Source organism: Pseudomonas sp. ADAK18, from assembly GCF_012935695.1.
Classification (GTDB): Bacteria; Pseudomonadota; Gammaproteobacteria; order Pseudomonadales; family Pseudomonadaceae; genus Aquipseudomonas.
In genome coordinates, this window is sequence record NZ_CP052859.1 from 3,370,201 (window position 1) to 3,390,266 (window position 20,066).

Below are 20,066 nucleotides of genomic sequence, written 5' to 3' on the forward strand. Positions count from 1 at the left end.
GAGAAAAATGGACAGAGTTCGTGCGACAGCAATTTCGAGGATAGGTTTCAGAAATGTAACCAAGCCGAGACAAGTCTGCCTGACTCGGCGCCAGGTCTTTGTGAATCAATCGTCACCAGATATGAACGAGCATCAGTAGATGTCGATGTAGTCAAACGGTGGTTTTGGCCAGTTCTGCTTCAGCGCATTAAAAATCTGCATTACCCACACTTCATCGCTGGCTGCCACGTTGCCGACATAACCGGAACCGGCCGCCCAGGTCTCAAGGCGAAACAGCAGCCCGTCAATATCAACCCCTCCCACGACACCCGATGAGATGTAGGCGATGCCGTCTTTGGTGACCCGCAGTTGGGTGTGAGCGTTGTCGCTGGCAGACGCAAGCATCTGACGAACAGCGTCCAGCGTCAGGTTCTCGGGGTTGTTCAAATCGATCTGCACGCGGCTTGTCCTGGCAATTAAACAGGCCAACAGTGTCGCACAGCCCTCCCGTCATGCCTAAGTAGCAGTGCCAAACACCTTGCAAAATGGTTAACTCGGCAGGCTAGACGTTGCCCAACCCAGACTGGCGAGATACCCATGACCATCGTAAGCATCCATGCCGACATCAAAGCCAAGTGGCCCCAAGGGCAAGGTTCCTACAGCCCCGGCACTCCTGAAGAGTTGGCGATCATTGGGATAGACCTGCTGGTCAAGGAGCTGGGAACCCAGGCGGCGCAAGCCTTCATCGGCCAGGTATTCGAAAAATACCCGGCCGATCACATGGGGGCACAAGACCCCGAGCGCGAATAAGACCCGGCCGGCGAACGCCGACCGGCAAGTGCTTTACTTCAGGCGTGCAAGGCGCTCGGTCAACAAATCGAAGAAGCCTTGGGCATCGCCGTTTTCAACCCAGAACGCATTCTTTGGCTGTTTCAAACCGTCGTACCAATCGACGATAGTCTGGCCAAAGGTCGGGCCTTCACGGCTGTCCACCACCACATTGACTTCACGCCCGCTGAACAGCGCTGGCTTGAGCAGGTAGGCAATAACGGTAGCGTCGTGTACCGGGCCACCTGGAATGCCGTAGTGCTCCATGTCGCCTTTGACGTATTCGTTGAGAATGTCGCCAACCACCTTGCTCGCATTGTTGTTCAATGCCGCGATCTTCTTCAGCCGCGCGTCACTGGTCAGAACCTTGTGGGTCACGTCCAGGGGCAGATAGGTCAGCTTGACGCCGCTCTTGAGCACGACCTCAGCCGCAATCGGATCGGCGAACAGGTTGAACTCGGCCACCGGCGTAATGTTACCGCCGTTGAAGTGCGCGCCGCCCATCACCACCACTTCCTTGATGCCTTGGGTGATTTCAGGTGCCTGGGTGAGTGCCAGGGCCAGGTTGGTCTGCGGACCGAGCATGGCGATGGTAATGCTGTGGGGCTTGGCAGTGCTCAGGGTTTTGATCAGGTAATCAACCGCATTGCCCTCAGCCAGACCTTCTTTGGGCTCATGTACGGTGACACCGGAAATACCTTCCTTGCCATGAATGTTCTCGGCGTAGATCGGTGTGCGCAACATCGGCTTCGGAGCACCGGCATACACAGGGATCTCCGGGCGCCCTGCCCACTCGCGCGCCAACCGCGCGTTACGGGAAGTCTTGTCCAGGCGCACGTTGCCGGCAACCGTGGTCAGCGCACGAATGTTCAACTCTTCCGGGGACGCCATGGCGAACAGCAGGGCAACCACATCGTCTGCACCCGGATCGGTATCGATGATCAGGTCGATTTTTTCCGCCGCCTGGGCGCTTGCAGCAGTTAGTACGGACAAAAGCAGCACACTCCGAAACAGTTGTCGCAGGGTTGGGGTACCACGTTGCATGACGCACTCCTTGTCTTGGGGGAATTCTAGAACGTTACGCCGGAGACCAGCGCGATATTGCAGTAGGGCTGGCACTCGCCCGTACGCACCACAGCCCGGGCCTTGCCACTGAGCTGTTTGAATGCTTCATGGCTGAGCAAGCGACGCTCGCCGAGAGCCGCCTGCTCATTCAGCGCATCAAGATCGATCAGTGCCGGCGGTTGCTTGAGCAGGATTTCTTCGGCCAGTACGTGGCTTTCCACCTGCATTTCACTGAGCACGATGCGCAGGGTGCTGATGAAGTCAGGAATGCCCTTTGTCAGCGCCAGGTCGATCAATTCGACACCCGGCGGCACCGGCAAACCGGCATCACCGATCACCAGAATGTCGCCGTGGCCAAGGGAAGCGATCAGCCGCGACAAGGCGATATTGAGCAAGGGAGTCTTTTTCATAAGGGAACAAAACCTTGAACGTCGTGCAACGTGGGAATGGAGGGTTGCGCGCCGGCGCGGGTCACCGACAACGCTGCGGCAACCTGACCAAAACGGATGGCCTCGGCTTCGCTTTGACCGTTGGCCAACGCCGCCGCAAAACCACCGACGAAGGTGTCACCGGCCGCCGTGGTGTCCACAGCCTTGACCTTGGGAGCCACGAGGTGCTCGAAGCCCTGCCCGTCCGCAAACAATGCACCTTCGGCACCCAGGGTAATAATCACCTTGCCCGCACCGGCCTTGATCAGACGGGTGGCGGCGATCTTGGCCGTGTCCAGGGAGTCGACCAGCACGCCGCTCAAGGCCGACGCCTCGCTTTCATTGGGAATCAGGTAGTCGATCGACGCATACCACTCTGCGGGCAGAGGCCCGCTGGCAGGCGCTGGGTTGAGGATCACGGTCTTGCCCAGTTCACGACTGCGCTTGAGGGTGTGACCCACGGTGTCCATTGGCACTTCGAGCTGGCAGATAATCACGTCCCCAGCCTGCAGCACGCTATCGAACGCCTGCAATGAGGCTGGCGTCAGTTGGCCGTTGCTGCCGGCAACAATAACAATCGCATTCTGGCTGCTGTCATCCACCACAATCAGCGCCACGCCGCTGGAACCCTCCACTTCACTGACGGCCTGGCAATCAATGCCCTCCACCAGCAAGGCATCCCGCAATTGGACGCCATAGGCATCGGTACCCACGCAACCGACCATGGAAACGCTTGCCCCCAAGCGTGCCGACGCAACCGCCTGGTTAGCGCCCTTGCCGCCCGGAACCGTGGAAAAGGATTGGCCCATCAGGGTTTCACCGCCACGGGGCAGCCGACTGGCCCGGGTAACCAGGTCCATGTTCAGACTGCCTACTACCACTACTTTTGCTGGCATACATCAGTACTCATCAATTCGGTTCAGCGGTATTGGGCGAAGACACCGGCCAACGGCGCTGTCGACTCACGCAAAACAATGCTCGGCGTCACGATGCGTTGATCGATCGGCAATTGGGGTGTTGCAATCCTTCGCAGTAAAAGCTCTGCCGCCATCTCCCCCAATTGCAGGATCGACTGGCCTACCGTGGTCAGTGCCGGATAGACGTAACGGCTCATTTGAATGTCGTCAAAACCGATTACCGACAACTCGCCGGGTACGCGGATATTGCGCTCGGCAGCAGCCCGTAATACGCCGAAACCGATCATGTCGTTACCGGCGAAAATCGCGCTGGGGGGATTATCCGCCAGCAATTGTGCCGCCGCTGCGTAGCCGCCGGTACTGGTGAAATCGCTTTCCAGCACGCGACTGCTACCCACTTCAACCCCCGCCTCGCTCAAAGCACGGTGATACCCCGCCAGACGCATTTGCGCCACACGGGTATGGCTTGGCCCGCCAATGCAGGCGATATCACGATGGCCCAGCTCCAACAAATGGCGGGTCGCCAGGTAGGCGCCGTGCTCGTGATCGATACGCACCAGGTCGACATCAATGCCATCCAGCGCCCGGTCGACGATGACCATAGGCGTGCGCACAGCTTTCAGGCCGGTAGCCAGGCCACTGTCATCACCGCCCACCGACGTCACGATCAAGCCATCAATACGCTTCTCCAGCAGCACCCTTAAATAGCTGCGTTGCTTTTCGGCGTTATCGTCGGAGTTGCAGAGGATCACGCAATAGCCGTTACGCTCGCAGTAATCCTCGATACCTCGGGCCAACTCCGCAAAATACGGATTGAGACTGTTGGGCACCAGCAAGCCGATAGTGGCGGTGGTCTTGGCCTTCAGCGAACGGGCGACCGCACTGGGAACATAGTCGAGCTGCTTGATGGCTGCTTCGACCTTGATCCGCACAGGCTCGCTGACCGGACGGGTCTTGTTCACCACGTGAGACACGGTGGTGTAGGAAATCCCCGCGAGCGCCGCCACATCCTTGATGGTTGCCATGACTCAGGCCCGCCGGCTGGCGCGCTGGCTGCGGTAGGTATCCAGCACCACCGCGATCACGATCACTGCGCCGGTAATGATGCGTTTGGTCGGTTCGGTCGCGCCGATCTGCGCAAGCCCTGCCGCCAATACCGAGATGATCAGCACACCGAAGAAGGTGCTGATGACCGAGCCACGGCCGCCCATCAGGCTGGTACCACCAATCACCACCGCCGCGATCACTTGCAGTTCCAGGCCGGAACCGGCATTCGGATCCGCCGCTTCAAGACGGGAGATCTGGAACAGCGCCGCGACACCGGCCAACAGCCCCATCAAGCTGAACACCAAAACTTTGTAGGGCTTGGGATTGATCCCCGCCAGACGTACCGCCTCCTCGTTGGTACCGATACCGATCAGGTAGCGACCGAACACGGTACGGGTCAGCACGAGTTGGGCAACGATGATCACCAGCAAAGCAATGATGAACGAGGGCGAAATACCGAAGGCCACCGGGTTGGACAACCAGGCAAAGGAGTCACCGATATACGCGGTACGCGAGCCGGTCATCTGGTACGCCACACCGCGAGCCATTTCCAGCACACCGAGGGAGACGATAAACGAGGGGATACGCCAGGCCACAGTGATGGAACCTGTGATGGTCCCGGCCAGCGCCGCACAACCCATGCCCAACAACGCGGCAGGCAATACACTCCAGCCCCAACCGAGGATCGCCACACTGACGGCGGACGCCGCCAGGGCCAATACCGAACCCACCGACAAGTCGATGCCGCCGATGATCAGGACGAAAGTCATGCCCACCGCCAGCACCATCAGGTCTGGAATCTGGTTGGCCAGGGTGCTGAAGGTGTCATAGGACAGGAAGTGGTCACTCAGGAACGAGAACAGCGCAATCATCGCCAGCAAGGCGCCGGCCAAGCCCAGGTAAGTGCCCAGGCCATAGAAGTTGCCGTTACGTTTCGCGGCGGAAGGTGCAGTTTTCATGGGGTATTCCTAGGCGCCGCTTCGTTGAGCAACGCATCACGTTTCTGATAGCCGGCAAACGCGGCGGCGAGCAATTCGTCCTGGGTCCAGCTATCGCGCTCGAAGGTCTCGATCAGGCGCCCGGCGGAAAGTACACCGATCCGGTCGCAGATCAGCATCAACTCACGCAGGTCGCTGGACACCACCACCAGTGCTTTGCCCTGGCGGGTCAAGTCACCCAGCAACGCATAAATATCGAATTTGGCGCCGACGTCGATGCCGCGGGTTGGCTCATCGAACAGCATCACTGCGCAATCGCGCTCCAGCCAGCGGCCAATCACCACTTTCTGCTGGTTGCCGCCCGACAACTCGGACACCAACTGTGATGGACTGGAACTGCGGATACTCATGGCGTCAACCTGGCGCTTGGCCAAGGCGGTTTCGTCGCGACCGTTCACCAGGCCAGCGCTGGAAACCTTTGGCATGTTGCCCAGGGCGATGTTGGCGCTGATCGACTGGGTCAGCAGCAGACCTTCGCCCTTTCGGTCTTCGGTGATCAGGGCAATGCCATGACCGACCGCATCCACCGGCGAACGAATGCTCACAACCTGGGCCGGCGAGCCCAGGGCCACGGTGCCGCTGTCGGCCAGGTCAGCACCGAAGATCAGCCGCAGCAACTCGGTACGGCCGGCGCCGATCAGGCCAGAGATTCCGTAAATTTCGCCAGCGCGCACTTCAAAGGACACATCGCGGACCTTGTCCGAGCGGGTCAGGCCTTTTACCGTCAACAGTGGTGCACCGATGGTGCGCGGCCCGAGGTCAATTTTTTCGCCCAGTTCACGGCCAACCATCAACGTGACCAACTGCTCACTGTTGTAATTGGCCATCGGCTCGACACAGACCAGGTTGCCGTCACGCAATACAGCAATGCGTTGGGCGACACGGGCCAGCTCTTCCAGCCGGTGGGAAATATAGATGATCGCCACGCCCCGAGCCTGCAGGCGGGTGATTTGCTCAAACAGCATCTCGACTTCACGGGCAGTCAGCATCGCCGTGGGTTCGTCGAGGATCAGTACATGGCAGTCGCCAATCAGATTACGGGCAATCTCGACCATTTGTTGGTGGCCGATGCCCAAGCTACCGACCAGGGTGTCCGGGTCTATGGCGTCCAGACCGACTTGAGCCATGGCTTCAATAGCGGCCTTGCGCAATTGCTTGCGGCTGATCCAGCCACCGCGGCTGGGCAGGTTGTGCAGGAACAGGTTCTCTGCGACGGTCAAGGTCGGGAGCAGGTTGAGCTCCTGCATAACCATGCGGATGCCCTGCTCCTCAGCGTGGGTCCGACTGCCCGGCGTGTAAGCCTGGCCATTGAACTGCATCTGCCCGGTGGTCGGTGTGACCAGGCCACCGATGATCTTCGACAGCGTGCTTTTCCCCGCGCCGTTCTCGCCGGTGAGCGCCAACACTTCCCCGCGATTGAGCGTCAGGGTGATGTCGGACAGAACCGGTTGGGCATAGGTCTTGCCGATACCGCTGACCGAGAGGACAGCGTTCGGTGCGCAAGATGACATACGAAAGTCTCCAAGCGTCCGCTCCGGATGAGCGGACGCTGTGTTTGTGCAACCAGGGATTACTTCTTGAGGATGAGTTCGACCGGGGTTTCGATCATGCCGTCCACAGCCTCGACTTTTTCACCCTTGACCAGCTTCAGAGCGTTCTCGATACCGAAAACCGCTTGCTGGGCAGCGGCTTGGTCGGCCGTTGCCAGGACACGACCGTCTTGCAACATGGGCTTGATAGCCTCGATGTTGTCATAGCCGACCACGAACACCTTGCCTGCTTTACCTGCGCCACGCACGGCGGAGACAGCACCCAACGCCATGTTGTCGTTACCGGCCAACAGGGCCTTGATGTTCGGGTTTGCCTGGAGCATCGCGGCGGCAATGGCATTGCCCTTGTCGATTTCCCACTCACCGGATTGTGTGGAAACTATCTTCATGCCCGCCGCGTCCATCGCATCTTTGAAACCGGCGGTACGTTGTTGGGCGTTGGTGGTGGTCGACACACCTTCAATGATGCCAACCTCGTCACCGGCTTTGAGTTGCTTGGCCAGGTATTCACCCACCAGGCGAGCACCCTTGCGGTTGTCAGGGCCTACGAACGGGATATTCAGGGATTTGCTTTTCAGCACATCGACGTCGAGACGGTTGTCGATGTTAACGATCTTGATGCCTTTATCGGAGGCTTTCTTCAGGACCGTGACCAACGCTTTCGAATCGGCTGGAGCAATGACGATCGCGTCAACCTTGGACAGGATCATCTGGTTGACGATATCGATCTGGGCCGAGGTATCGGTTTCGTTCTTGATACCGTTGGTGATCATGTCGAAGTCAGCGGAATGGGCTTTCTGATAGGCCTTGGCACCGTCTTGCATGGTGACGAAGAATTCATTGGCAAGGGATTTCATGACCAGGCCGACCTTGGGTTTGGCGGCGGTCTCAGCAGCAAATGCAGAGGAGAGAGGCAGGGCAGCGGATGCGGCAGCAAGCACAGCGACAGCAAGAAGACGTCCAGCGAATGGCAGCTTCATGGGTTCACTCCGATCTTATGATTATTGTGAGCAACGCTTGCACCGAGGAACACCTCGGCGGCCTTCCCACCCGGGAGGCTGATACGAGCTTTCACGATACTCATGGAGCAACCCGTGAAACATCTCGCAAACGTTTGCGTTGATCAAACTATGCGAAGCTTGTCGAGATTTGTCAACGGAAGAAAAAGCCTTTATCTGAGCCCGCTCTGCGCCGAGCCCTACAGCCTGCCGCGAATGACGCTAAACATTTCCGGAATTCGGCCGTTCTCTGAAATGACAGACGGCTGTTCATTTGCAACCTATCGCCCTGGCACTTTTCCCTGCTCTTTTTCGGACAACCGAACGCGAAGGCAGCCCTTCGTTCGGAAAGCCGGACAAAAAACAGAATAGCCTTCGTCAAATACAGACAAAAATATATGAAAATCAATAAGTTAAATCTAATTAACAAACAGAATGACGCTGGTACAAATCCTGCTCCTACACAGCACCTTGTGGCGTTCAGAGCTGCCCGGGTGTTTCTAGATGAACCTGCATCAGCACTCATCCAAAACTAGAGAGAAAAATAATGAAATCTGCACTCAAGACCTTTGTTCCGGGCGCGTTAGCCCTCCTGCTGCTGTTCCCTGTTGCCGCCCAGGCAAAAGAAGTTGAAACCAAGACCAAACTGTCCAACGTCGTCATCCTGGCCACTGGCGGCACCATCGCCGGCGCAGGCGCCAGTGCCGCCAACAGTGCGACCTACCAGGCCGCCAAGGTCGGTATCGAACAACTGATCGCCGGCGTTCCCGAGCTGAGCCAGATCGCCAACGTTCGCGGCGAGCAAGTGCTGCAAATCGCCTCCGAAAGCATCACCAACGAAAACCTCCTGCAACTGGGTCGTCGTGTCGCTGAATTGGCCGATAGCAAGGACGTGGACGGCATCGTGATCACCCACGGTACCGACACCCTGGAAGAAACCGCGTACTTCCTCAACCTGGTGGAAAAAACCGACAAGCCAATCGTCGTGGTTGGCTCCATGCGCCCAGGCACCGCCATGTCGGCTGACGGCATGCTCAACCTGTACAACGCCGTGGCAGTCGCCGGCAGCAAAGACGCGCGCGGCAAAGGCGTACTCGTGACCATGAACGACGAGATCCAGTCGGGTCGCGATGTCAGCAAGATGATCAACATCAAGACCGAAGCGTTCAAAAGCCCATGGGGCCCGCTGGGCATGGTAGTTGAAGGCAAATCCTACTGGTTCCGCCTGCCAGCCAAGCGCCACACCATGAGTTCGGAATTCGACATCAAGACCATCAAAAGTCTGCCAGACGTCGAAATCGCCTACTCCTATGGCAACGTAAGCGACACCGCCTACAAGGCCTTGGCCCAAGCCGGCGCCAAAGCCATCATCCACGCCGGTACCGGTAACGGCTCGGTATCGTCCAAAGTCGTGCCAGCCCTGCAGGAACTGCGCAAGGAAGGCGTACAGATCATTCGTTCTTCCCACGTCAATGCCGGCGGTTTCGTTCTGCGTAACGCCGAACAGCCTGACGACAAATATGACTGGGTTGTGGCTCATGACCTGAACCCACAGAAAGCTCGCATCCTGGCAATGGTCGCCCTGACCAAGACCCAGGACAGCAAAGAGCTGCAACGGATGTTCTGGGAATATTGATCCCGTCCTCGGCCCGATCTTGATGACCGGGCCATCCCCCACTCGCAGCGCACCGCGAGTGGGTCTCCCTCCCCGCTTCACCGTCCAAACAAAAAATCTTTAAAAAACAAAGCCATTTTGCATAAAAACAAATAAACCACGGTCAAAGGGGTCTTCTTGGATTTTAAGCAGTTGCGAATTTACTTACAGTTAAATACTGTATGTTCGTACAGCTTAATAAGGATCACTCCGTGGCAAAGCCTTCCTCTGCAGCACCGACCCCACCTGATGCCTACGAACGCCTCGCGATTCGCGTGCAAAAAATCATCAATTCGACCAACGCCCAAAAAGCCAAGGCAGCCTTGATCTTCCGTTTGCCGGATGAACCGGTGTATGAATGGGAGCGCTTGCTGGAAGAGATTGCGGAAAACGACAACGTAACGCTCGCCTACCGCGATGATGGCGGCGTTCAAGTTTTCTGGGTTGTGCCGAAGGAAGATTGAGTCAATGAGTGTCCGTTTTATTACTTTGTTTTGCCTTTTTTTTGCTGTCACCGCTCACGCCCAGGCTCCCCGCACTTTCAGTGAAGCCAAGAAAATCGCCTGGAAACTCTACGCCCCGCAATCCACGGAGTTTTATTGCGGCTGCAAATATACGGGGAACCGGGTGGACCTGAAGGCGTGCGGCTATGTCCCGCGAAAAAACGCCAATCGGGCGGCCCGAATCGAGTGGGAACACATTGTTCCCGCCTGGCAGATCGGCCATCAGCGCCAGTGCTGGCAGAATGGTGGGCGCAAGAACTGCACCCGCAGTGATGACGTCTACAAACGCGCCGAGGCCGATCTGCACAACCTAGTGCCGAGTATCGGTGAGGTCAATGGTGACCGGAACAACTTCAGTTTTGGCTGGTTGCCGGTGCAAAGCGGACAATACGGCTCCTGCTTGACCCAGGTGAATTTCAAAGCCAAGAAGGTCATGCCCCGACCGTCCATTCGCGGCATGATCGCCCGTACGTACTTTTACATGAGCAAACAATACGGCTTGCGCCTGTCGAAACAGGACCGTCAGTTGTACGAAGCGTGGAACAAGACCTACCCGGTACAACCCTGGGAACGCCAGCGCAATCAAACCGTGGCGTGTGTGATGGGGCGTGGCAATGAGTTTGTCGGGCCGGTGAACCTGAAGGCCTGCGGCTGAAGGGAAGCAGGCGAGCGGGACCTACAACGTCCCGCTTTCCATTACGTTATTGAGCAACCTTGTGTTCGATGACCTCGGACACCGTGTCGTTTTTCTTGGCCCGCGCCAATTTTTCCGTCAACTGTACCTGCTTCGCCTCAGCCTCGACCTTGGTGCTGAACGGCCCCAGCAGAACCTGGTCCTTGCCGTCTTCCTTGACCAGGTAAAAACTGAACCCATGTTCGAGCAACCACGCGGTCAGGTCTGTCAGCGCTTGCAGCTTATGGTCCGGCGGGCCCACCCATACGTCCCACTCTTGGGCCGCAATCGTCGAGGCCTGGGGCTGAGCCTCGGTAACGGCGGGTTTGGCCTTGGGTGCATCGACACTTCGGCCCTCACCGCAACCGGCCAACGCCAACACCGCAATTGCCATCGCTACTTTACGCACTGCCCTGCTCCTTAACGATCAAAGCGGCAACTTTACCATCCACTGCCTATCCTGGCCGTCATAAACGCTGTCTTAAACAATGCGAATGATGTTTCGCAGACCTGTATGATGGCGTCATGGGAATTAATACTGCCTTTATGCGTCTGAAAAAAGCAGCCACAGGGAAGCAACTCCACAGTAATCTACACACAGCCGACATCTGCACTGTCTGAACATGTGTCCTTAAAGTAATCAAGGAGAAGATCATGCTGATACTCACCCGCAAAGTCGGTGAAAGCATAAACATCGGTGATGACATTACAATCACCATTCTGGGCGTTAGCGGCCAGCAAGTACGAATCGGGATCAATGCACCAAAAGATGTAGCAGTGCATCGCGAGGAAATCTACCAACGCATCCAGGCAGGCCTGACTGCCCCGGATAAAGCAAAAGAATAAACATCTGCAAGCGTCTCCAGTAGCCAGCCTTTTCGTTCACTGTAATGGCTGGCGAAAACTTCTTCGACCTGCTCACTCGCGACCCAGGCCTAACAGCCGCCTTCCGTCAGTGTATCGCCCGCCTAGCCGAGCCCGATACCTCGTGCCATTCCGGTTGCAGCAATCACCATCAACACAACCAGCAACGCCTGAATATGGCTAATGCGCGCGAAGAGTCCTGTCTTGCTTAAGTCAACACTGGCGCCGCGTGCCAACGCGATACGCCATTTGATCAAGCGGATCATCGGCATGATTTCCAGCAGCAGGATGAAAAGCAACAGCGTCATCTTCAGATGAAACAGCGGCTGATGCAGGTAGTATTCCGTGCCCTTTTCATAGCCACCGAAGGCCCGCAGAGCGCCCGTTATCAGCAGCAGCAGGGCGCTGATCCCCCATATATTGTCCGCGATCAATACGCGCCGTACGGCGGATGGCTCAGTATTTGTCAGGCCACGCAACGCCTTGCCGCGCGCCAACACGGATGCTAGAGCCATCGCGAACGCCAGAAGATGGACTGCCGCAAGAAACCAGTGAGTCAACATAATGGCTATTCCCGCACTTGTTTGAAGGCAAACTCCTACCAGTATTAGCCCAGACCGGCGATCACGCACAAAATCAGTCAAGAGGAGCAGGGGAACTTGCGGGCGATTCAGCGGCCAAATCTCGTTACAAATTAACTGAAATCTGCTGTGCACTCAGGAGCACGTTGATGAGGCGAACCCGCCAACAGCCTTACTTCTCCAAATCCTGGGCCATCGCCCTACTGATAGGGCTACTCTTCGTGGCTGCTGGGTATGGCTTGAAGTTCGAGATTGAAAGTGTCGATAACCCCGATGCTCGCTCGTGGCTAAACCTGGCACTGTTCCTGTGCGGTTATTTGTTTTTTTTCTGCATCAAACCGATGCAGACGGCCATTCATCGAAAACTGCGCCGTCGCGCTTTTCGTAACGATCACCAGAAAACCTCGTCGTGACCGCCCTCCCGCCGCCCCAAAACCGTTACGACATCAAGCGGCGCAACTGCAACAAACCGTCCTGATCACGATAAACCTGTAAATGGTCATACCCGGCAATCGACGGGTGTTCCGTCATCAGAGAAGTCAAGTGCGTAGCTGTCACCACCATGACGTCAGCGCCCGACGCCTCACCCGCACGAATCCCTACCGTCGCATCCTCGAACACCAGGCAATCCTGCACCGCCACTCCCAATCGCTGGGCTCCCAACACATAACAGGCCGGATCAGGCTTGCCGATGGCAACATCCTCGGCCGTCACCAGCGTTGCTGGCGGAGCAATACCCGCCGCTTGCAGCCGACGCAGGGCCAAGGCCTTGGGGGCGGACGTGACCAGCGCCCATTGATCGCCGGGCAGGGTTTTCAGAAACGCCACCGCACCGGCAATGGCTACCCCCCCTTCAACATCCTCGATTTCCGCCTCGGCAATCCATTGGGCCTCAGCCTGCGCATCGACACCGGGCAAGGCTTGCCGGGTGATGGTATCAATGGCCCGCACACCATGAATCGTGGCCAGGAAAGCAGGCACATCCAGACCGTGGCGCTTGGCCCAGATGGTCCAGACGCGCTCGGCGGCGGCAATGGAGTTAAGAAGGGTCCCGTCCATATCGAACAGGAATGCACGGTACCGGTTATCAAATACGGTTGAACCTTTAGCGGACACTGCTCGGCTTCCTCTTGCTTTCGTCACCCGGTCTTGGGTGCTGACGAACCACTGGCCTGAGGCAATCTACGGATCGATCGCCAGCTTGTAAACGCACCACGCCCCAGAACCACACTCACTCATCCATGCGTTGCATTACAACTTTGTCATCGAGTTGTCAGCGTTGCCAGCACCCTCACTTCATACAGTGAAGTCGTCAGTCACCCACAGCGGGTGGCACAACTTCCCACTGTTAAAGAGAAGGGCCGATACCATGAAATCCGTTCACACACTCCGTCTGATCGCCGCCAGCCTGCTGATGTTGGGCAGTGCCGGTTCGGCCTTTGCCGATACCACCACAGCCACATCGGTGATCCATGACAAAGCCAGTTTCTTCATGAACCTGGATGTCGACAAGGTACTGGCCAGCACCGATACCTACGGCCAATGCGGCATCGTTCCCGCGCAGCTGCGCTATTTGGACCACAAAGGCCAGGAACATGTGCTGGACTATCAGGTCGAGGCCATGGGCTGCACCAATGATCATTGATCGGGCTACACTGGCTTGCCGCCGTCGCGGGACAGACTCCAGAGGCTGAGACCCATGAATATCCTGATAGTGGAAGACGAGCCCAAGGCGGGCAATTACCTGCTCAATGGCCTGCAGGAGCTGGGTTATTTCGTCAGCCTCGCCCGTGATGGCGCGGATGGTTTGCACCTGGCCCTGGAGAACTCTTTCGATGTCATCGTGCTGGACGTGATGATGCCGAAAATGGATGGCTGGGAAGTCCTGCGTCGCCTGCGCAAGGAAGCCGACACCCCGGTACTGTTCCTTACCGCAAGGGATGACATTGCCGACCGTATCAAAGGCTTGGAGCTGGGCGCCGACGATTACCTGATCAAACCGTTCTCCTTTGCCGAACTGGTGGCGCGCCTGCGCACCTTGACCCGTCGCGGCCCGACACGGGAAGAAGAACAACTGCAAATCGCCGACCTGCAGATCGACGTACTCAAACGGCGTGTCACTCGCGCCGGCGTGCGGATTACCCTGACCAACAAGGAGTTCGCCTTGTTGCACCTGTTCGCTACCCATCAGGACCAGGCGTTATCCCGTTCGCTGATTGCCTCGCGGGTCTGGGACATGAATTTCGACAGCGACACCAACGTAGTGGACGTCGCCGTGCGGCGCCTGCGCCTGAAAATCGACGACCCGTTCCAGCTCAAGCTGATCCACAGCGTGCGGGGCATTGGCTACCGCTTCGATACGCAGCCATGAACAATCGTCGCCATTACTCCATGACGTTGCGCCTGGCGCTGGTCTTTGCCTTGCTGGCGTTCGCCCTGTTGGCGACCTTGGGCGTGGCCCTGTACCGCGGCCTTGAACGCGAGCTGATTCGCCGTGATGACGCAGCCCTGATCTACCGCATCGACCAACTGCGCCATTTGCTCAACGACAGCAACATCCTCGAACTGATCAAGACCAAGCCGGAATTGTTCCAGAATATGCTGGGCAACCATGAGTCAGTGTTGAGCATCGGCGCGCCAGGGCAAAAGCCGCTGCTGGTGGTTAACCCGGAAAATATCCCCATGCCCGACGTGGTCCCAGTGAGTATTGGCCACACTTTCACGTTTACCGATGTGCAATATTTCCCCGGCATGAACGGTGTCCCCTTCGCCGCGTTAGCGGCGACCATTGATTCAGGCGACTTGGGCAGCCTGCAAGTCACCAGCGGACGCCTGATGAACGAACGCACCACCATGCTCGCCAATTACCGCCTGAGCGTGTACATCCTCGCCAGCCTGGCGGCGATCGTACTGGCGCTGGCTGGCTATCTGCTGGTGCACCGCGGGCTGCTGCCTTTGCGGCGCCTTGCGCGACATGCCCAAGGCATCGGCGTCGGCAACCTGGCGGAGCGCCTCGACAGCCAGGGCGCGCCCAAAGAGCTGTTGCCGATGATCGACTCCTTCAACACCATGCTTGAGCGCCTGGCCAAGGGTTTTGTGCAATTGGGCCAGGTTTCCACCGACATGGCCCACGAGCTGCGCACCCCGATCAACAACCTGCTGGGTGAGACCCAGGTGGCGCTGCAGCAGAACCGCACCATCGAGGACTACCAGCAACTGTTGGCCTCCAACGTCGAAGAGCTTGAGCGCCTAGCGCGGATGCTCGACAACATGCTGTTTCTCGCCCGCACCGACCCAGCCAGCGCCTTGAGCCAACGCCAGGAACTGAACGCTGCCGAAGAAGTGGAACGCATGGCCGAGTATTTCGAAGGTCTGGCGGCAGATGCTGGCATCAACATCCTCGCCCGAGGCGATGGATTGATCTGGGCCGAGCCCATGCTGTTGCGGCGCGCCCTGGCCAATCTCTGCGCCAATGCCATCAACTATGGCGCGCCGAATGCCGAGCTGCTGATTCAGGCTACTCCGGGGGCCGATGGTATTAGCCTGCAGGTCATCAACCAGGGCGCTACCATCCCGGCCGAACACCTGCCTCGGCTATTCGAACGCTTCTATCGCGCTGATGAATCCCGTGAGCGCTCAGCCCATTCCAATGGCCTGGGGCTGTCCATCGTCGCGACCATCATGCAGTTGCATAACGGCCGCTACAGCGTCAGCAGTGAGGACGGTGTGACCTGTTTTGAGTTGTTTTTCCCAGGGAGGGAGCAGTGAGGAGGCCAGACCTCAACTGACCTGCCCTCCCGTTTCCGCCACATCCAGCTGGGTATTCCACGCCGTCAGCGCCGCAATCCGCAAGGCATCAACCTGCACGGCCAACGCCATCGACGACTGCTCAGGTGCAGCATGCGCCGCTTGTTCAGGCAGGAGTGGCACGTGGATAAACCCACCGCGCACTCCCGACCCGGCGAGTGCGTGTTGCAGGCTGTAGAACACCTGATTGCACACAAAGGTACCGGCTGTTTGCGAAACCGAGGCGGGTATTCCTGCCTCACGCAGCGCCCGCACCATCGCCTTGATGGGCAACGTGCTGAAGTAGGCCGCCGGGCCATCCGGCACCACCGGTGTGTCGATGGGCTGCTCGCCGAGGTTGTCCGGGATCCGTGCATCGTTGAGGTTGATCGCCACCCGTTCAATCGAGATATCACTGCGGCCCGGGCCCAGGCCGGTCGCGATCACCAGGTGCGGACGGTACTCCTCCAACAGCGCTTTCAAGCGGGGCGCCGCCGTAGCGAAGGCACAGGGCAGTTGCCGGGCGACGATGCGCACATCCTCCGTCAACAGCACGCCATCCAGCCGCCGCACCGCTTCCCAGGAAGGATTGATCGGATCCTGATCAAAGGGTTCGAAACCTGTCAGCAGCACAGTACGCATCATTGCCTCACATCAGCAGGTAGAGAAGGACGATATTGACCACCAGCATCATCAACGCGGTGGGCATTTGCGCCTTGATCACGGCGTTTTTGTCCGGCAGCTCCAACAGCGCCGCCGGGACGATATTGAAGTTCGCCGCCATCGGCGTCATCAACGTACCGCAATAGCCAGAGAACATGCCGATAGCCGCCATTACCGCCGGATTGCCGCCGTAAATGCCCACCAGCACCGGCACGCCGACGCCACCGGTCATCACCGGAAACGCGGCGAAGCCATTGCCCATGATCACCGTGAAGAGCGCCATGCCCAGCACATACACCATCACGGCCACCAACTTGTAGTCCAGGTTGATATAGGTGGTGGTGACATGGGCCACGGCGGTGCCGACGCCCGCTTCATTGAACAGCAACCCGAGCATCGCCAGCATCTGCGGCAGCACCATCGCCCAACCGAGCGCCTCCGTCAGGCGGCGGGATTCGCGCAAAGCCTGCACCGGTGTGTCGCGGGTCAACCAGCAGGCCAACCCCAAAGCAATCAGACAGCCCAACCCCAGGGAGACAAACGTAGTATTTTTTGGGTCCAGAAGCGGCACGCCGCCTATTTCGGTGTGTTTGAGCAGCACCGAGCCGATCACCGTCGTCAGGGGAATCGCCAGGGCCGGAATAAACAGCTTATGGCCCAACCGGCCGGCACTGGCTCGGGAAGCCTTGTCATGCAACTGCGCATGCGCACCACGGCCTACACCACCAAAACCGGCAATAAGCGCCATCAATACGACACCGACGCCGATGGCAACCGAAGGCAGCCGCTCTCCCACCAGGAACGGAATGGCAAACAACAGCCAAAACAGCGAGCTGGACCAGCGCTTGGGATGGGTTCGATCGGCCAGGATCATGCCAGCAGTGATGAGCAGTAAAACCCCGGCCAACCAGTACAGGTATTGAATGGAGATGATCATTGTGCTGACTCCGCCTGTGGAGCAACCGGTACGGCAGGCGAAAGCTCACGGGTAAGCCTTCGGTCAAAGCGGTTCAGGCGGATCGCGTGAATGATGAAGGCGCAAATTGCAGTGGGTATGCCCCAGACGGCGATATGCAACGGTTCGACATCAATGCCCGAGCCCAACAGGAAGGTGTGCATCAACGCAATCGCGCCAAAGGCGACAAAGATATCTTCGCCAAAAAACAGTCCCACATTGTCGGTCGCCGCACACATGGCCAAGACCTTATGACGAATCTTGTCCGGTAGTTTGCCGTAGCGCTTTTCAGCGGCGCCTTCAGCCATGGGTGCCAGCAGCGGACGCACCATCTGTGGATGCCCGCCAAGGCTGGTCAGCCCCATGGCCGCAGTGGATTCACGAACAAACAGATAAATGATCAACAAACGCCCGACGGTGGCCCGCTCGAATCGCGCAATCCAGTTTTGCGCATGCAGTCGCAAGCCATGGCGCTCCAGCAAGCCAATGACGGCCAGCGGTAACAACAGGATCAGTTGCAAGGCGCGGGTCTGGAGAAAGCCATCGCCCATCGTGGCGAGGATTTTTTCCAAGGGGAAGTGAGCGGCAAACCCGGTGGCAATCGCCGCCGCCGTTACGACCAGCAGAGGATTGAAGCGCAATACAAAGCCGACCACGATGACGAGTACGCCTATCAGCGGCCATAGGTTCACAACAGTTTGCATGGTGGTGAGGTCCTTAAGTGCGGGCTGCGGTGCCAATAAAGCAGGTAGTGAAAAAAGGCTCACTTCTCGAAATGGCGTGCAGCTCGGCTCGGTTTTTTATTATTGACCTGGAAGGTCGAGCGTCAGTGGCGGCATCTTTGCTGCTCGGGGCGGGAGGTGTCCAACAAGAAAAATTGTTGCTGCACACCAATAAAGTTTGTTGGTGATTGAACACTGTCTGAGAGGCGTTTGGAGGGTCTGCGCTCTAGCTTGGCAAATCGCAGGCAACAAAAAAGGGCCCACCTTTCGGTGAGCCCTTCTAGACCGCCCAGCAGAGCGGATTTTGTTTGGTAGGCGCGATTGGACTCGAACCAACGACCCCCACCATGTCAAGGTGGTGCTCTAACCAACTGAGCTACGTGCCTGCTGTGAGGCGGCATTCTACGGAATTCCAGAGGGGTGTCAATACCTTTTTTGCAGCTAACCCTATGAATATGCGAATTTTTTATTTTTGGCCCACGCAACCATATTTTCCAGGTGGCTGGCAGCGGATTTTCAACTCAGGTAGGATCGGCGCACTCGTAAAAAATATAAAACAGAGGTTCCAGAATGGCGAACACCCCCTATCCCCAGTCGTACTACGCCGCATCTGCGAATGCGGTTCCGCCCCGCCCTGTGCTGCAAGGTGAAGTCGAAACCGATGTGTGCGTGATTGGTGCCGGCTATACCGGCCTTTCCAGCGCCCTGTTCCTGCTGGAAAACGGGTTTCGCGTGACCGTGCTGGAAGCCGCCAAGGTGGGTTTTGGCGCCTCGGGCCGCAATGGCGGCCAGATCGTCAACAGCTACAGCCGCGATATCGATGTGATCGAGCGCAGCGTCGGCCCCCAGCAAGCGCAGCTGCTGGGACAGATGGCCTTTGAAGGCGGCAGGATCATTCGTGAGCGGGTGGCCAAGTACCAGATCCAATGCGACCTGAAAGACGGCGGTGTCTTCGCAGCACTCAATAGCAAGCACATGGGCCACCTGGAGTCTCAAAAGCGCCTGTGGGAGCGCTACGGCCACACCCAACTGGAACTGATGGACGAGCGACGTATTCGCGAAGTGGTTGCCTGCGACAACTACGTGGGCGGAATGCTGGACATGAGTGGCGGGCACATTCATCCACTCAACCTGGCACTGGGTGAAGCCGCTGCGGTGGAATCCCTCGGCGGCACGATCTACGAGCAGTCAGCCGCCATACGGATTGAACGCGGCGCCAATCCGGTGGTGCACACAGCACAAGGCAAAGTCAGGGCCAAGTTCATTATTGTGGCCGGCAACGCCTACCTGGGAAATCTCGTACCGGAGTTGGCCGCCAAGTCGATGCCCTGTGGCACGCAAGTCATCACCACCGCGCCATTGGGTGATGAACTGGCCAAGACCCTGTTGCCCCAGGATTACTGCGTCGAAGACTGCAACTACCTGCTGGACTACTACCGCCTTACCAGCGACAAGCGTCTGATTTTCGGCGGCGGCGTGGTATACGGCGCACGGGACCCTGCCAACATTGAGGCGATCATTCGCCCGAAAATGCTCAAGGCCTTCCCGCAACTCAAAGACGTGAAGATTGATTACGCCTGGACCGGCAATTTCCTGCTGACCCTGTCACGCCTGCCGCAAGTGGGCCGACTGGGCGACAACATCTATTACTCCCAGGGTTGCAGCGGCCATGGCGTAACCTACACCCATCTGGCGGGCAAGGTGCTGGCCGAGGCCCTCAGAGGCCAGGCCGAGCGTTTTGATGCGTTTGCCGACCTGCCACACTACCCGTTCCCTGGCGGGCAAATGCTGCGCACGCCATTCGCGGCATTGGGCGCCTGGTACTACGGATTGCGCGACAAGCTCGGATTTTGAC

The 20,066-nt window shown here is 58.0% G+C and carries 24 protein-coding genes and 1 tRNA gene; 10 read left to right on the forward strand and 15 right to left on the reverse strand.

Annotation, left to right across the window (positions count from 1 at the left end; all coding sequences use genetic code 11):
• Positions 1–132: 132 nt before the first annotated feature.
• Positions 133–438 carry a hypothetical protein gene (locus HKK55_RS15105; protein ID WP_169355416.1) on the reverse strand — a complete coding sequence of 102 codons (306 nt, stop codon included), beginning with the start codon at positions 436–438 and terminating at the stop codon, positions 133–135.
• Positions 439–576: 138 nt separating this feature from the next.
• Between HKK55_RS15105 and HKK55_RS15110 the strand changes: the two genes are divergently transcribed.
• Positions 577–789, forward strand: a complete 213-nt coding sequence (locus HKK55_RS15110) for a hypothetical protein (protein WP_155585824.1) — start codon at positions 577–579, stop codon at positions 787–789.
• Positions 790–822: 33 nt separating this feature from the next.
• On the opposite strand, the gene HKK55_RS15115 is transcribed toward HKK55_RS15110, so the two are convergent.
• Genes HKK55_RS15115 through HKK55_RS15145 form a run of 7 tightly spaced genes read right to left on the reverse strand, consistent with a single transcriptional unit; the run spans position 823 to position 7,792 of the window.
• A complete protein-coding gene (locus tag HKK55_RS15115) occupies positions 823–1,851 on the reverse strand; it encodes a nucleoside hydrolase (RefSeq protein ID WP_169355417.1) in 1,029 nt (342 codons plus the stop codon).
• A 26-nt stretch (positions 1,852–1,877) separates the two neighbouring features.
• Positions 1,878–2,282, reverse strand: coding sequence for a D-ribose pyranase (gene rbsD, locus HKK55_RS15120; protein ID WP_169355418.1), 405 nt, complete (start codon positions 2,280–2,282; stop codon positions 1,878–1,880).
• Entirely contained in the window at positions 2,279–3,196 is a 918-nt protein-coding gene (gene rbsK / locus HKK55_RS15125; RefSeq protein ID WP_169355419.1) for a ribokinase, read from the reverse strand. Before rbsK ends, rbsD begins: the two co-directional genes overlap by 4 nt.
• 23 nt (positions 3,197–3,219) lie before the next feature.
• Complete coding sequence (locus tag HKK55_RS15130) at positions 3,220–4,242, reverse strand: LacI family DNA-binding transcriptional regulator (protein WP_169355420.1); 1,023 nt, start codon at positions 4,240–4,242, stop codon at positions 3,220–3,222.
• 3 nt (positions 4,243–4,245) lie between these two features.
• A complete protein-coding gene (locus HKK55_RS15135; protein ID WP_169355421.1) occupies positions 4,246–5,223 on the reverse strand; it encodes an ABC transporter permease in 978 nt (325 codons plus the stop codon).
• Positions 5,220–6,773 (reverse strand): sugar ABC transporter ATP-binding protein, encoded by a 1,554-nt coding sequence (locus HKK55_RS15140; RefSeq protein WP_169355422.1) that lies wholly within the window; start codon positions 6,771–6,773, stop codon positions 5,220–5,222. The genes HKK55_RS15135 and HKK55_RS15140 overlap by 4 nt, the downstream gene beginning before the upstream one ends.
• A gap of 59 nt (positions 6,774–6,832) precedes the next feature.
• Entirely contained in the window at positions 6,833–7,792 is a 960-nt protein-coding gene (locus tag HKK55_RS15145; protein WP_169355423.1) for a sugar ABC transporter substrate-binding protein, read from the reverse strand.
• 565 nt (positions 7,793–8,357) lie between these two features.
• Between HKK55_RS15145 and HKK55_RS15150 the strand changes: the two genes are divergently transcribed.
• The 3 genes from HKK55_RS15150 to HKK55_RS15160 all read left to right on the forward strand — a co-directional run bounded on the left by HKK55_RS15150 (position 8,358) and on the right by HKK55_RS15160 (position 10,622).
• Positions 8,358–9,446 (forward strand): asparaginase, encoded by a 1,089-nt coding sequence (locus HKK55_RS15150; protein WP_169355424.1) that lies wholly within the window; start codon positions 8,358–8,360, stop codon positions 9,444–9,446.
• Between the two features lie 230 nt (positions 9,447–9,676).
• Positions 9,677–9,928: a DUF1654 domain-containing protein gene (locus HKK55_RS15155; protein WP_178128850.1), complete on the forward strand. Its 252-nt coding sequence runs from the start codon at positions 9,677–9,679 to the stop codon at positions 9,926–9,928.
• Between the two features lie 4 nt (positions 9,929–9,932).
• Positions 9,933–10,622 (forward strand): endonuclease, encoded by a 690-nt coding sequence (locus tag HKK55_RS15160; RefSeq protein ID WP_169355426.1) that lies wholly within the window; start codon positions 9,933–9,935, stop codon positions 10,620–10,622.
• A gap of 46 nt (positions 10,623–10,668) precedes the next feature.
• Here the strand turns inward: HKK55_RS15160 and HKK55_RS15165 are convergent, their stop codons facing one another.
• Complete coding sequence (locus HKK55_RS15165; protein WP_169355427.1) at positions 10,669–11,049, reverse strand: SPOR domain-containing protein; 381 nt, start codon at positions 11,047–11,049, stop codon at positions 10,669–10,671.
• A 245-nt stretch (positions 11,050–11,294) separates the two neighbouring features.
• On the opposite strand from HKK55_RS15165, the gene csrA reads away from it, so the two are divergent.
• Entirely contained in the window at positions 11,295–11,486 is a 192-nt protein-coding gene (csrA, locus tag HKK55_RS15170) for a carbon storage regulator CsrA (RefSeq protein ID WP_169355428.1), read from the forward strand.
• Positions 11,487–11,608: 122 nt separating this feature from the next.
• Here csrA and HKK55_RS15175 read toward each other — a convergent pair whose 3' ends face one another.
• Entirely contained in the window at positions 11,609–12,067 is a 459-nt protein-coding gene (locus HKK55_RS15175; RefSeq protein WP_169355429.1) for a DUF2214 family protein, read from the reverse strand.
• A 167-nt stretch (positions 12,068–12,234) separates the two neighbouring features.
• On the opposite strand from HKK55_RS15175, the gene HKK55_RS15180 reads away from it, so the two are divergent.
• On the forward strand, positions 12,235–12,498 hold the full coding sequence (locus HKK55_RS15180) for a hypothetical protein (RefSeq protein ID WP_169355430.1): 264 nt from the start codon (positions 12,235–12,237) through the stop codon (positions 12,496–12,498).
• 25 nt (positions 12,499–12,523) lie between these two features.
• Here the strand turns inward: HKK55_RS15180 and HKK55_RS15185 are convergent, their stop codons facing one another.
• Complete coding sequence (locus tag HKK55_RS15185; protein ID WP_169355431.1) at positions 12,524–13,201, reverse strand: HAD-IA family hydrolase; 678 nt, start codon at positions 13,199–13,201, stop codon at positions 12,524–12,526.
• Between the two features lie 253 nt (positions 13,202–13,454).
• Here HKK55_RS15185 and HKK55_RS15190 point away from each other — a divergent pair, with 253 nt between their 5' ends.
• The 3 genes from HKK55_RS15190 to HKK55_RS15200 are packed head-to-tail and all read left to right on the forward strand — an operon-like array spanning position 13,455 to position 15,853.
• Entirely contained in the window at positions 13,455–13,730 is a 276-nt protein-coding gene (locus tag HKK55_RS15190; protein WP_169355432.1) for a DUF2790 domain-containing protein, read from the forward strand.
• A 54-nt stretch (positions 13,731–13,784) separates the two neighbouring features.
• Entirely contained in the window at positions 13,785–14,456 is a 672-nt protein-coding gene (locus tag HKK55_RS15195; protein ID WP_169355433.1) for a heavy metal response regulator transcription factor, read from the forward strand.
• Complete coding sequence (locus tag HKK55_RS15200; protein WP_169355434.1) at positions 14,453–15,853, forward strand: heavy metal sensor histidine kinase; 1,401 nt, start codon at positions 14,453–14,455, stop codon at positions 15,851–15,853. The genes HKK55_RS15195 and HKK55_RS15200 overlap by 4 nt, the downstream gene beginning before the upstream one ends.
• A gap of 12 nt (positions 15,854–15,865) precedes the next feature.
• Here the strand turns inward: HKK55_RS15200 and pcp are convergent, their stop codons facing one another.
• From pcp to HKK55_RS15220, 4 genes are all read right to left on the reverse strand, one after another.
• Positions 15,866–16,513 carry a pyroglutamyl-peptidase I gene (gene pcp, locus HKK55_RS15205; protein WP_169357876.1) on the reverse strand — a complete coding sequence of 216 codons (648 nt, stop codon included), beginning with the start codon at positions 16,511–16,513 and terminating at the stop codon, positions 15,866–15,868.
• Between the two features lie 7 nt (positions 16,514–16,520).
• Positions 16,521–17,471 carry a DUF979 domain-containing protein gene (locus HKK55_RS15210; protein ID WP_169355435.1) on the reverse strand — a complete coding sequence of 317 codons (951 nt, stop codon included), beginning with the start codon at positions 17,469–17,471 and terminating at the stop codon, positions 16,521–16,523.
• Positions 17,468–18,193 (reverse strand): DUF969 domain-containing protein, encoded by a 726-nt coding sequence (locus tag HKK55_RS15215; protein ID WP_169355436.1) that lies wholly within the window; start codon positions 18,191–18,193, stop codon positions 17,468–17,470. The genes HKK55_RS15210 and HKK55_RS15215 overlap by 4 nt, the downstream gene beginning before the upstream one ends.
• Positions 18,194–18,520: 327 nt before the next feature.
• Positions 18,521–18,597, reverse strand: a tRNA-Val gene (locus HKK55_RS15220).
• Between the two features lie 184 nt (positions 18,598–18,781).
• On the opposite strand from HKK55_RS15220, the gene HKK55_RS15225 reads away from it, so the two are divergent.
• Positions 18,782–20,065 (forward strand): FAD-binding oxidoreductase, encoded by a 1,284-nt coding sequence (locus HKK55_RS15225; protein WP_169355437.1) that lies wholly within the window; start codon positions 18,782–18,784, stop codon positions 20,063–20,065.
• The last annotated feature ends 1 nt before the right edge of the window (position 20,066 follow it).

Bases quoted from the DNA above. Each gene is read 5' to 3' on its own strand.
- HKK55_RS15135 (WP_169355421.1), bottom strand. From the start codon at position 5,223: ATGAAAACTGCACCTTCCGCCGCGAAACGTAACGGCAACTTCTATGGC.
- HKK55_RS15110 (WP_155585824.1), top strand. From the start codon at position 577: ATGACCATCGTAAGCATCCATGCCGACATCAAAGCCAAGTGGCCCCAA.
- csrA (WP_169355428.1), top strand. From the start codon at position 11,295: ATGCTGATACTCACCCGCAAAGTCGGTGAAAGCATAAACATCGGTGAT.
- HKK55_RS15175 (WP_169355429.1), bottom strand. From the start codon at position 12,067: ATGTTGACTCACTGGTTTCTTGCGGCAGTCCATCTTCTGGCGTTCGCG.
- HKK55_RS15195 (WP_169355433.1), top strand. From the start codon at position 13,785: ATGAATATCCTGATAGTGGAAGACGAGCCCAAGGCGGGCAATTACCTG.
- rbsK (WP_169355419.1), bottom strand. From the start codon at position 3,196: ATGCCAGCAAAAGTAGTGGTAGTAGGCAGTCTGAACATGGACCTGGTT.
- HKK55_RS15180 (WP_169355430.1), top strand. From the start codon at position 12,235: ATGAGGCGAACCCGCCAACAGCCTTACTTCTCCAAATCCTGGGCCATC.
- pcp (WP_169357876.1), bottom strand. From the start codon at position 16,513: ATGCGTACTGTGCTGCTGACAGGTTTCGAACCCTTTGATCAGGATCCG.
- HKK55_RS15200 (WP_169355434.1), top strand. From the start codon at position 14,453: ATGAACAATCGTCGCCATTACTCCATGACGTTGCGCCTGGCGCTGGTC.
- HKK55_RS15210 (WP_169355435.1), bottom strand. From the start codon at position 17,471: ATGATCATCTCCATTCAATACCTGTACTGGTTGGCCGGGGTTTTACTG.
- HKK55_RS15140 (WP_169355422.1), bottom strand. From the start codon at position 6,773: ATGTCATCTTGCGCACCGAACGCTGTCCTCTCGGTCAGCGGTATCGGC.
- HKK55_RS15130 (WP_169355420.1), bottom strand. From the start codon at position 4,242: ATGGCAACCATCAAGGATGTGGCGGCGCTCGCGGGGATTTCCTACACC.
- rbsD (WP_169355418.1), bottom strand. From the start codon at position 2,282: ATGAAAAAGACTCCCTTGCTCAATATCGCCTTGTCGCGGCTGATCGCT.
- HKK55_RS15215 (WP_169355436.1), bottom strand. From the start codon at position 18,193: ATGCAAACTGTTGTGAACCTATGGCCGCTGATAGGCGTACTCGTCATC.
- HKK55_RS15145 (WP_169355423.1), bottom strand. From the start codon at position 7,792: ATGAAGCTGCCATTCGCTGGACGTCTTCTTGCTGTCGCTGTGCTTGCT.
- HKK55_RS15160 (WP_169355426.1), top strand. From the start codon at position 9,933: ATGAGTGTCCGTTTTATTACTTTGTTTTGCCTTTTTTTTGCTGTCACC.
- HKK55_RS15115 (WP_169355417.1), bottom strand. From the start codon at position 1,851: ATGCAACGTGGTACCCCAACCCTGCGACAACTGTTTCGGAGTGTGCTG.
- HKK55_RS15190 (WP_169355432.1), top strand. From the start codon at position 13,455: ATGAAATCCGTTCACACACTCCGTCTGATCGCCGCCAGCCTGCTGATG.
- HKK55_RS15150 (WP_169355424.1), top strand. From the start codon at position 8,358: ATGAAATCTGCACTCAAGACCTTTGTTCCGGGCGCGTTAGCCCTCCTG.
- HKK55_RS15225 (WP_169355437.1), top strand. From the start codon at position 18,782: ATGGCGAACACCCCCTATCCCCAGTCGTACTACGCCGCATCTGCGAAT.